General features: G+C 40.2%; 9 protein-coding genes and 1 pseudogene. 7 read left to right on the top strand and 3 right to left on the bottom strand.

All coding sequences use genetic code 11. From position 1 onward, the window contains the following. Positions 1-86 precede the first annotated feature (86 nt). Complete coding sequence (locus AC1DSB_RS09410; protein ID WP_477531343.1) at positions 87-704, top strand: histidine phosphatase family protein; 618 nt, start codon at positions 87-89, stop codon at positions 702-704. A 37-nt stretch (positions 705-741) separates the two neighbouring features. On the opposite strand, the gene AC1DSB_RS09405 is transcribed toward AC1DSB_RS09410, so the two are convergent. Beyond that, complete coding sequence (locus AC1DSB_RS09405) at positions 742-1125, bottom strand: DUF5412 family protein (protein WP_477531342.1); 384 nt, start codon at positions 1123-1125, stop codon at positions 742-744. 133 nt (positions 1126-1258) lie between these two features. Between AC1DSB_RS09405 and AC1DSB_RS09400 the strand changes: the two genes are divergently transcribed. The 3 genes from AC1DSB_RS09400 (at position 1259) to AC1DSB_RS09390 (ending at position 4763) form a co-directional block, all read left to right on the top strand. Continuing rightward, positions 1259-1585 carry a hypothetical protein gene (locus AC1DSB_RS09400; protein ID WP_477531341.1) on the top strand — a complete coding sequence of 109 codons (327 nt, stop codon included), beginning with the start codon at positions 1259-1261 and terminating at the stop codon, positions 1583-1585. Between the two features lie 178 nt (positions 1586-1763). After that, a complete protein-coding gene (dacB, locus tag AC1DSB_RS09395) occupies positions 1764-3257 on the top strand; it encodes a D-alanyl-D-alanine carboxypeptidase/D-alanyl-D-alanine endopeptidase (protein WP_477586562.1) in 1494 nt (497 codons plus the stop codon). Between the two features lie 114 nt (positions 3258-3371). Further along, on the top strand, positions 3372-4763 hold the full coding sequence (locus AC1DSB_RS09390; protein WP_477532913.1) for a bifunctional metallophosphatase/5'-nucleotidase: 1392 nt from the start codon (positions 3372-3374) through the stop codon (positions 4761-4763). 193 nt (positions 4764-4956) lie between these two features. Here the strand turns inward: AC1DSB_RS09390 and AC1DSB_RS09385 are convergent, their stop codons facing one another. Both AC1DSB_RS09385 and AC1DSB_RS09380 read right to left on the bottom strand, forming a co-directional pair. Next, positions 4957-6621, bottom strand: a complete 1665-nt coding sequence (locus tag AC1DSB_RS09385) for a formate--tetrahydrofolate ligase (RefSeq protein WP_477586560.1) — start codon at positions 6619-6621, stop codon at positions 4957-4959. A gap of 118 nt (positions 6622-6739) precedes the next feature. Then, positions 6740-6930: pseudogene (locus tag AC1DSB_RS09380) on the bottom strand (MFS transporter); the annotation flags it as partial. A gap of 340 nt (positions 6931-7270) precedes the next feature. Here AC1DSB_RS09380 and AC1DSB_RS09375 point away from each other — a divergent pair. The 3 genes from AC1DSB_RS09375 (at position 7271) to AC1DSB_RS09365 (ending at position 9034) form a co-directional block, all read left to right on the top strand. Further along, positions 7271-7435: a hypothetical protein gene (locus tag AC1DSB_RS09375; protein WP_477531698.1), complete on the top strand. Its 165-nt coding sequence runs from the start codon at positions 7271-7273 to the stop codon at positions 7433-7435. A gap of 181 nt (positions 7436-7616) precedes the next feature. Then, the gene (locus tag AC1DSB_RS09370) at positions 7617-8336 is read left to right on the top strand and encodes a YebC/PmpR family DNA-binding transcriptional regulator (protein WP_016429585.1); all 720 of its coding nucleotides are present in this window, start codon (positions 7617-7619) and stop codon (positions 8334-8336) included. A 533-nt stretch (positions 8337-8869) separates the two neighbouring features. After that, positions 8870-9034 carry a YjcZ family sporulation protein gene (locus AC1DSB_RS09365; RefSeq protein ID WP_016429586.1) on the top strand — a complete coding sequence of 55 codons (165 nt, stop codon included), beginning with the start codon at positions 8870-8872 and terminating at the stop codon, positions 9032-9034. Positions 9035-9373: the final 339 nt, after the last annotated feature.

Raw genomic sequence — 9373 nt, 5'->3', positions numbered from 1 at the left:
ATTAAAATAAATAAAAAATATTATTGTAAATAAATAACAGTATATGCCACAATCTAAGTAATTGTATTTTTTTATGGAGGGTTTTTATGGAATTATTAATTATAAGGCATGGAGAATCAGAGGCTGATTTATTGGGGGTACATGAAGGTAGGGCAGACTTTCCTTTAACAGAACTGGGGGAACAACAAGCTAGCATAATGGCAACATACATAGAACAACATTATAGACCAAACATCATCCTAACAAGTCCTTTAAAAAGGGCTAGAAGGACCGCAACCATTTTACAAGAATCTATTGGCTGTGGATTAATCGTAGAGGATGATCTGATGGGATTTAACAATGGAATCCTGGCAGGACTATCACGAAATGAAGCTGCAATTAAATATCCCTTACCACAAGGAGGAAGACCAATTCATATCCCTATTCAAGATGGTGAATCTGAATTAGAATTCCGTTTCCGGGCAGATAGCATATTCCATAAAATCTTATTTGAATATCAACATTATGCCCGAGTAGCTATTGTCTCTCACGGAGGAATGATTTCAAACATATTAAAAGCATTTCTCAAACAACCGATGAATCAGGAATTTACTTTTCCGACTGGAGATACCGGAATTCATTTGCTCGAAATCAAAGCGAACACTCGTATCATTAGGTTTCTCAATAAGCAGGAACATCTTCAGCTAATAGAAGACGAGAATTAAGTTCACTGTGACTGGGAGCGGCTTTCTCGTTTAGTCCTCAGTCTTTTCTGAAGTCATACGTATCTTTACGAACATCAAGTTCCATTCCATTTATGGAGACAATATGATCATTAATCCACTCGATTTCTCCTTCTTCAATTCGGTAAGCCCAATACAGATTTCGTTTGTTATCGTTCTTATTATGATAGATCACTTCGCCTCTGACGGCAGGTGCAACTGTTGAGTGACCGTTACTTACATAAGTTAGGACCGTATAGTCTCCGGTGGGGGAAACTTCCTCAGCAAGCAAATCACTCTTAGGAACCCGATCAATATTGAAGAACAAATGATTTATGATCAGTACTATTCCAAGTATAAGAGAACCGAAAAGCAAAATAAAATATCCAACTACTTTGAAGGCTGTCCTATGCTTATTAGACATGGATTCCACTCCCTTTATCTAAGCAACGTATTGGAAAGAAATTGGTTCCGTCGTTAAGAAAATAACTGATAGTTTTATGGTTTGTCTTATTAAATGAGATAAATCACAATAAATAAAATTAGGGGTGAAGTTATTGAATCATAGTGTTTACTGTGAGAGATGCAGGAAAGAAATTAAGTATCGAGATGATTTAGTGACGACAACTTTTTTATTTCAATTAGTACCGTATCATGATGAATGTTATTCAAAAGATATAAAAGGTATGCGGACATTTTTTGTTGGAAATCAACCACTCAACGGGTTGTCCGGTAATATTCAGACGTTAATAGCTTTAATATTAGGAGTAGCTGCTTTCTTCTTATTAGATGAATATGGGAGATTGACTGGTTTGTTGGCTTTTGTCGTCCTTGGATATCGTCTTTATTCCTATTTTAAGTTTGAAAAAAAGTTGGCACCTTAAAACTAATGTGGAAGAGAAGAAAACAATATTTTCTACCCTGCATTCATAAAAAGTGCGGGGCTTTATATTGTTTTCTAGGCATTTTGACCGCATGTAATAGATAGGTAATTATAGACGGTATTATCTGATAATTGCATGGTAATATAGGAATATCTGATTTAATTGTTGGAGGTAGGAAGTGGAAATAAAACGAAAGATTTTAATTGGAATGACGACATTGGTCATGTTTACTGGGACGAGTTTGATAACTTTGCCCGAGGAGTCAACTGTACAGGCTGCTACTTCTTATACAAGTTTACAGAACTCAGTGAATACGGTTATGAGAGACAGTAGAATGACCAGTGCTTCATCGAGTGTGACGATTCGTAAAGCAACCACAGGTGAGATTGTCTATCAAAAAGATGCGAATAAAGGCATTACTCCCGCTTCGACTCTAAAATCCCTCACCGCATCTGCCGCTTTGGAAACACTTGGAGAAAACTATCGCTTTTCCACAGATGTTCTTACAAATGGAACTGTTTCAAAGGGAACTTTGTATGGAAATCTGTATCTTCGTGGAAAAGGGGATCCAACTCTACTAAAAAGCGATTTCGATCATTTTGCTTCAATTCTAGCTAATCGTGGAGTAAAGCGACTGTCTGGACACATTATCGGGGACGACAGTTGGTACGATGCTGACCGGCTTTCACCGGGGATTGCAAGAGAAGACGAATCCTATTATTACGCTGCACAAATTTCTGCATTAAGCCTTTCACCGAATACGGATTATGATGCAGGCTCTGTCATTGTAAATGCCAAACCTTCCGTGAATGGACGAGCTGCACAAGTTACGTTAACACCTGCTACGGGTGTCGTACGCATTGTTAATTTATCTAAAACAGTGCCTAAAGGGTATAGCAATACGTTGAAAATCAAACGTGAAGTCGGCACGAATAAAGTCGTGATAACAGGAAATGCTCCAATCGGTTCTGCAGGCAGTAAAGAATGGATAGCCGTTTCCAACCCAACTGCGTATGCGATGGATGTTTTCAAGAGATCTTTATCTTCTAAAGGGATATCGTTTGTTTCAACATCTAAAGTGGTACAGGGCACTACACCTAGTACGGCACGCGTTCTTCTTTCCAAAAAATCGATGCCATTAAAAGATTTAATGATTCCATTTTTGAAGTTAAGCAACAATACTCACGCGGAAGTTTTGGCAAAGGAAATGGGTAAAGTTACATATGGAAAAGGCAGCTGGGATGCCGGACTTAGAGTCATGCGAAATTATGCAGCTTCTATCGGCTTAGATGTGAACCAATGGGTATTTGAAGACGCATCTGGAATGTCGCATGCAAATAAAGTACCTTCAAGCCAGATGTCCAAGTTACTGCATCTAGTCAGGTCAGAACCTTGGTATGGAACGTTCCGTAAAGGATTGCCAATAGCAGGTGAATCTGAACGATTTGTTGGCGGAACGTTACGAACGCGAATGAAGACAGCACCTGCTAAAGGAAATGTAATTGCCAAGACGGGCAGTTTAGACAATGCAAGTGCTCTAGCAGGCTATGCTAAAACAAGAAATGGTGAATGGCTGATTTTCACCGTCCAAACTCAAAATACAAAATCTAGCACAGTTCCTGTCATTGATCGCTTGGCAACCGCGATTGCGAATACCAATACATCCCAATAATTCTGGGCTGCATCCTTAAACGGTGCAGCCTTTTATTGTGCTATTTCGTTAATATAAAGGAATATGAAAAAATAGATAGAATAATCAAGTAGAGACAAAAATTGGGGGGACAACATGAAATTACGAATTTTACATACCAATGACCTACATAGCAACTTTGACAATTTTTCACGAATGGCCACACTGATTTCAACATGTAAAAATGACAATACCATTGTGCTTGATGGTGGGGATTTTGCGGACTTTAAAAGCATTGAACTGCAGGGCACAAAAGGCATCGCAGCTATTGAGCTGTTAGAAGAAGTGGGATATGACGCCTTAACCATAGGAAACAACGAAATGTTCAACGGTGTGGGAACTCTCGAGCATATGGCGAGTCATAGCTCCGTTCCTTTTATCAGCAACAATTTGGTGAAAAAAGATTTGAGTATCATTCAAGGAGTTGTTTCCAGCGCTATTGTAGTGAAAAATGGTCTCCGCATTTTGATTACCGGTTCATCCCCGGATATGGGGGTTTTCAATGAGGGTCTAGGAATCCATGTATATCCTTCTAAAGACATGATAGCAAACGAAATCAAACGCAATGAAGGACAGTATGACCTGTGTGTGTTACTGAGCCATCTAGGCACGGTAGCCGATGAGGAAGTGGCAGAGGATATTCCGGAAATAGATATCATTCTGTCTGCACATGATCATCAGCTGTATAATGAAGCGAAAATTGCCCATGGCACCATCATGAACAGTGCTGGCAATTACGGTGAATACTTAGGGATTGTGGACATTGAAATAAACGAGAATAAACAAGTAGAACTGATTTATTCGGCCACTCTCCCAACAAAAAATGAAGAAATCGATGAACGTATAACGACCATTTTAAAAGAGAATAAAGCAAAAGCCATAACGATATTGAGTCGTTCCCTCTATCATCTTGAACAACCACTTTGGCATGATGTCCTGGATGAAAATCCGCTGACAAATCTCATTGCGGACGGATTGAAAGATATGTTAAAGTGCGAGATTGGATTAATCAACAGTGGCATTGCGAATTCAGGTATTTTTCACGATCTATCCCATAAAAAGTTGATTGAGGTGTGTCCGTCCCCCTTAAACCCAACATCATTTGAAGTGAAAGGAAAAGACATCAAGTTAGCGTTGGAGCAATCACTAGATGCCCAGGTTTGTTTGGCAGATGGCAGAGGACCTGGCTTCAGAGGGAAATTCGTTGGCAGACTGCACATTTCCGGAGCTGACATAATTCACGACGGCAAAACAATTGAAGGTGTAATGATTGGCAAAAGGCTAATGGAAGACGAGGTTTGGTATTCAGTCGCTAGCTCCGATTATTTACAGCGCGGTTCTGGCTACCCATCACTTGCCCATAACCGAAATGATCAGTATAGCCCGGAGGAAATCAAAGATGTTATACGTCAGTATGCAAATCAACCCGACTTTGTAGAGCGGGCGATGATGAATCGATGGAAACAAGTGGCGAGTGTGAATGTGTGAATTTAGTAAACACTTAAGCTCCACGTAGGGCTAAATAAAAAAGCACGAGTTTTCTAAGATCCCTTTAAATTAGAAGAGATTCTGCGAAAGCCGTGCTTTTTCTAACTTGTTGGCTCATGCGGAGCGTGCGGTAAGCGCAAATGTACGATAAACAACAGTACCGTTTAACAGAGTCATTTATTCAAATCAGAGGTTAAAACAACCCGACAGCATTTCCTTCTGCATCAATATCCATTTTTAACGCAGCTGGTTGTTTTGGCAATCCTGGCATCGTCATGATATCACCCGTCAGGCAGACTAGGAACCCTGCACCCAGTTTTGGGATGATATCGCGAATGGTAATAACGAAGCCTTCAGGGCGACCAAGAAGGGACGGTTGATCCGAAAGGGAATATTGTGTTTTCGCCATGCAAATAGGCAAAGCATCYCAGCCGTATTTCTTCAATTCGACCAGCTTTTTCTTCGCGCTGTCCGTTAACTGTACGCCAGCTCCACCGTATACTTGCTGAACAATCACACGCAGTTTTTCTTCGACGGAGTCCATTTCGTCATACAGTAACTTGAAGTCAGTAGGTTTGTCCAGTTCTTGTTTGACGAGCTTCGCCAATTCAAGTCCACCTTTGCCACCTTGCTCCCACACATTTGTTAGGGCAATATTCACGCCTTGTTTTTGAGCCCACTCCATAATCTCTTGCATTTCCTCTTGTGAATCGGTAATAAAACGGTTCAAAGCAATAACCGGCTCAATGCCAAACTGACGGACGGTATCCACATGCTTCGCCAAATTGGTCATACCTTGTCTAACTGCATCAGCATTTGGCTGTGTCAACTCGTTTTTCAAGACGCCACCATGCATTTTCAATGCACGAACCGTTGCGACTATGACAACGGCATCGGGATGGAAGTTACCTTTTCTTGATTTGATGTGCATGAATTTCTCCGCACCTAAGTCTGCTCCGAATCCTGCTTCTGTTACGACGATATCAGCAAGTCTTCGTGCTGTGTTGGTTGCCATCAAGGAGTTGCAGCCATGTGCAATATTGGCAAAAGGACCACCGTGAATAATGGCGGGTGTTCCCTCTATGGTTTGGACCAGGTTCGGCTTGAAGGCATCCTTCAAAAGCATTGTCAAGGAGCCTTCTACGCCTAATTGGCGAACCGTTACGGGTTCTTTATCGTATGTATACGCAATAACCATTTGCGCAAGCTTCTCCTTTAAATCTTCTAAAGAAGTGGCAAGGCAAAGAACGGCCATGATTTCAGAAGCTACAGTGATATCGAAACCATCTTGTCTAGGGATTCCTTGCATAGGACCGCCCAATCCAATGGTAATTTGTCTTAATGCACGGTCATTCATATCGAGCACTCGTTTCCATGCAATTCTTCGTGGATCAAGATTCAATTCATTACCTTGATGTAAATGATTATCAATAAACGCGGATAATGCGTTATTGGCAGTCGTGATGGCATGGATATCTCCCGTAAAATGCAGGTTGATATCTTCCATTGGCAATACTTGTGCAAATCCACCACCAGTGGCACCACCTTTTACACCCATCACAGGACCTAAAGACGGTTCACGCAATGCAACAATGACCGATTCATTCAACTGGTTGAACGCGTCAGCCAATCCTACCGTCACGGTTGATTTTCCTTCTCCTGCGGGCGTCGGACTGATGGCAGTAACTAAGACAACTTTTCCATTTTTCGTTGCAGGTGGCAGGGAAGAAACGTCAATTTTGGCTTTGAAATTGCCGTAAAGTTCAAGTGCTTTTCTAGGAATCCCTGCTTTGTCTGCGATTTCCTGGATTGGTAACATGGTTGCATTCGTCGCGATGGATAAGTCTGTAAATGTCATGAATTTCCCAACCTTCCTTGTTCCATTTATTGATATCTTTTATTGATCCTGATGAGTACTTCTTCTCAGTTATCTTTGTTGATGATTTAACAACAATATCTAGTTGCGGTGCCTTTAATTGGCGAAACTTTTGAATATCTAATCGAATTAACAGTGAAATGGTTAAAGCGACTAAAAAAAGAAGCGAGAATACGATTAGTGTTCCTTGGTAACTGTCTGTTGTTTCACGAATCCATGATACAACTATCGGGCCTAGCAATCCAGCTGCAGCATTGCACCAAGCTGTTTTGTACCAAAAAGGTCTTCTATAGCGGATAATGCAATCAACCAACGATTTTTAGTTTTCATGATCTGCTCCACTTGTAAATATTTTGTGTGAATGGGAATTCGCAAATTGATTCACTTAAATCTATATTTGACAATACTAACTTACAAAATTCATAGATTCAAGTGAATATTAAGTTAAAAATCGAACAATTTTAATAATAACATTAAAAAACATTCGTCTTTTCGGAATTGCATACGTATGAAAATAAAATGGTTTTATTGTGATCCTTGGAAAAGAATCTCCGCTAGTACTTGAAGGGTGTGATAAAAGTAAATTGCGGGTATACCTATATCTAAACAAACATATTGAGGAGGTGTACCTATGTTTGAACCCATGAACAAAGATAAACAAGATGAAAGAATCATGACACATAAGGAAACTGAGAAAAAGAATGTAAAACTTTCCTCAAATGATGTATCGGAAGAAAAAAATGAAAATACGGAGACTGTGGTCACACAACCACGTATCAGTACTGAAGGTCTCTAAAACAAAAGGCGGGCTCTGATGGGGTTCGTTTTTTGTTGGTATTTCTGTTGTCACCGGAATGAGATTTCACTCGAAACTTTTATGTCTCTTGGTGTATAATGCAACAGTAGGCAAGTGCATAAGCGGCCATTTTAGTAATAGTATGATATAGATACATATAAGTGAAAGAGAGTGAAACGATATGGGACGTAAGTGGAATAATATTAAAGAAAAGAAAGCTTCAAAGGATTCAAATACAAGTCGGATTTATGCAAAGTTTGGTCGCGAAATTTATGTGGCAGCTAAACAAGGTGAGCCGGATCCAGAATCAAACCGTGCACTTAAAGTCGTACTTGAGCGTGCGAAAACGTACAGTGTGCCAAAAACTATTATTGATCGTGCGATTGAAAAAGCAAAAGGCGGTTCGGAAGAAAACTACGATGAACTTCGTTATGAAGGTTTTGGTCCAAGCGGATCGATGGTTATCGTTGAAACACTGACGAACAACGTAAACCGTACAGCTTCTGATGTACGCGCGGCATTTGGTAAAAATGGTGGCAACATGGGTGTAAGTGGATCGGTTGCCTACATGTTTGACGCAACGGCTGTCATTGGGATTGAAGGCAAATCAGCAGACGAAGTATTTGAACTTTTAGTAGAAGCGGACGTTGATGTGCGTGACGTATTAGAAGAAGAGGAATCAGTGATTGTATATGCTGAGCCTGATCAGTTCCATGCTGTGCAAGAAGCATTCAAGAACGTAGGAATTACTGAATTTACAGTTGCTGAACTGACGATGCTAGCACAAAATGACATCACGCTTGAACAAGATGCACAAGCGCAATTCGAGAAAATGATTGATGCGATTGAAGACCTAGAAGACGTTCAACAAGTCTACCATAACGTGGACTTAGGTGAATAAATAATAGAAAGCCGCACCGAGTCCAGGGGAACCTGGCAGTAGGTACGGCTTTTATTGTGATTTCAAATTAAAATTGGAAAAGGGACATACCCAATTGGGCATGTCCCTTATATAGATAAGATAACATAAAGTCTGAATGATAATTTTTCATCCCGAATATTCGGGGAATAATTTCCTAAGAAAGTGTTCCTTGCTTTCCGTGCCGCGGTCATTTGTCCACTGGGTGTCTTCCTTAAGCAACGTAAACCCTACCTTCTTTTACGTCCTTGCGACCCTATAGTCGCGCCAGTGTGAATAAGTTTAATCAAAAACATCGAGTAGATGCCAGAATTTCAAAACTTAATTGTTACCTTACATGTTAACTTGACTATTATTACACACACAATGGTCTTTGTCAAAGAATATCCTATAAATTGTAAAAGGAATCATCATTTCAGTAAACAAAAAAGCTCATTTACTCCGCTAAATCCCTAGGTCCTTCATCATCCCCTTCATATCATATAAGAATCTTTGAAGGAAAGGGGGACTTTATCATGGATTATTACGGCGGCGGTTACGGTCAATGTGGTGGCTATGGACCATGTGGTGGTCAATACGACCACTGCTCTCGTAGAGGCGGGAGTACTTTTGCAATAATTGTAGTTCTTTTCATTTTACTAATTATCATCGGTGCATCTTTCCACCATAGAAAATGCTAGTAAAATAGGAAATTCTCTCGAAAGTAAGATGGTTATATACACTCGAATTTCCCCTAAAAAATACCGACTGATTTAAGGAGTGCCTAAACAGCACTCTTTTTTAATGAAACTCGAATATTGCTCCACCTTCGCTACTTCTGGGGAAACAGAATGTGGCCTAGGTAGACAGTTTGTGGTTCCAGGTAGACAGAGTCGCATTCCAGGTTGTATAAAATACTATTTCCCCTTCATAGTTACGAAAGGTTTGGGGTATTTTCAAATAGCATAACTCCAGGTAGACAGTTTAAGGTTCCAGGTAGACAGATTGACACTCCAGGTAGACAGTTTAAGGTTCCAGGT

It is taken from the genome of Paenisporosarcina sp. P4_E4_2 (assembly GCF_056401595.1).
The sequence above is the reverse complement of the archived record's forward strand: the minus strand, read 5'-3'. Positions and strand labels throughout refer to the sequence as shown.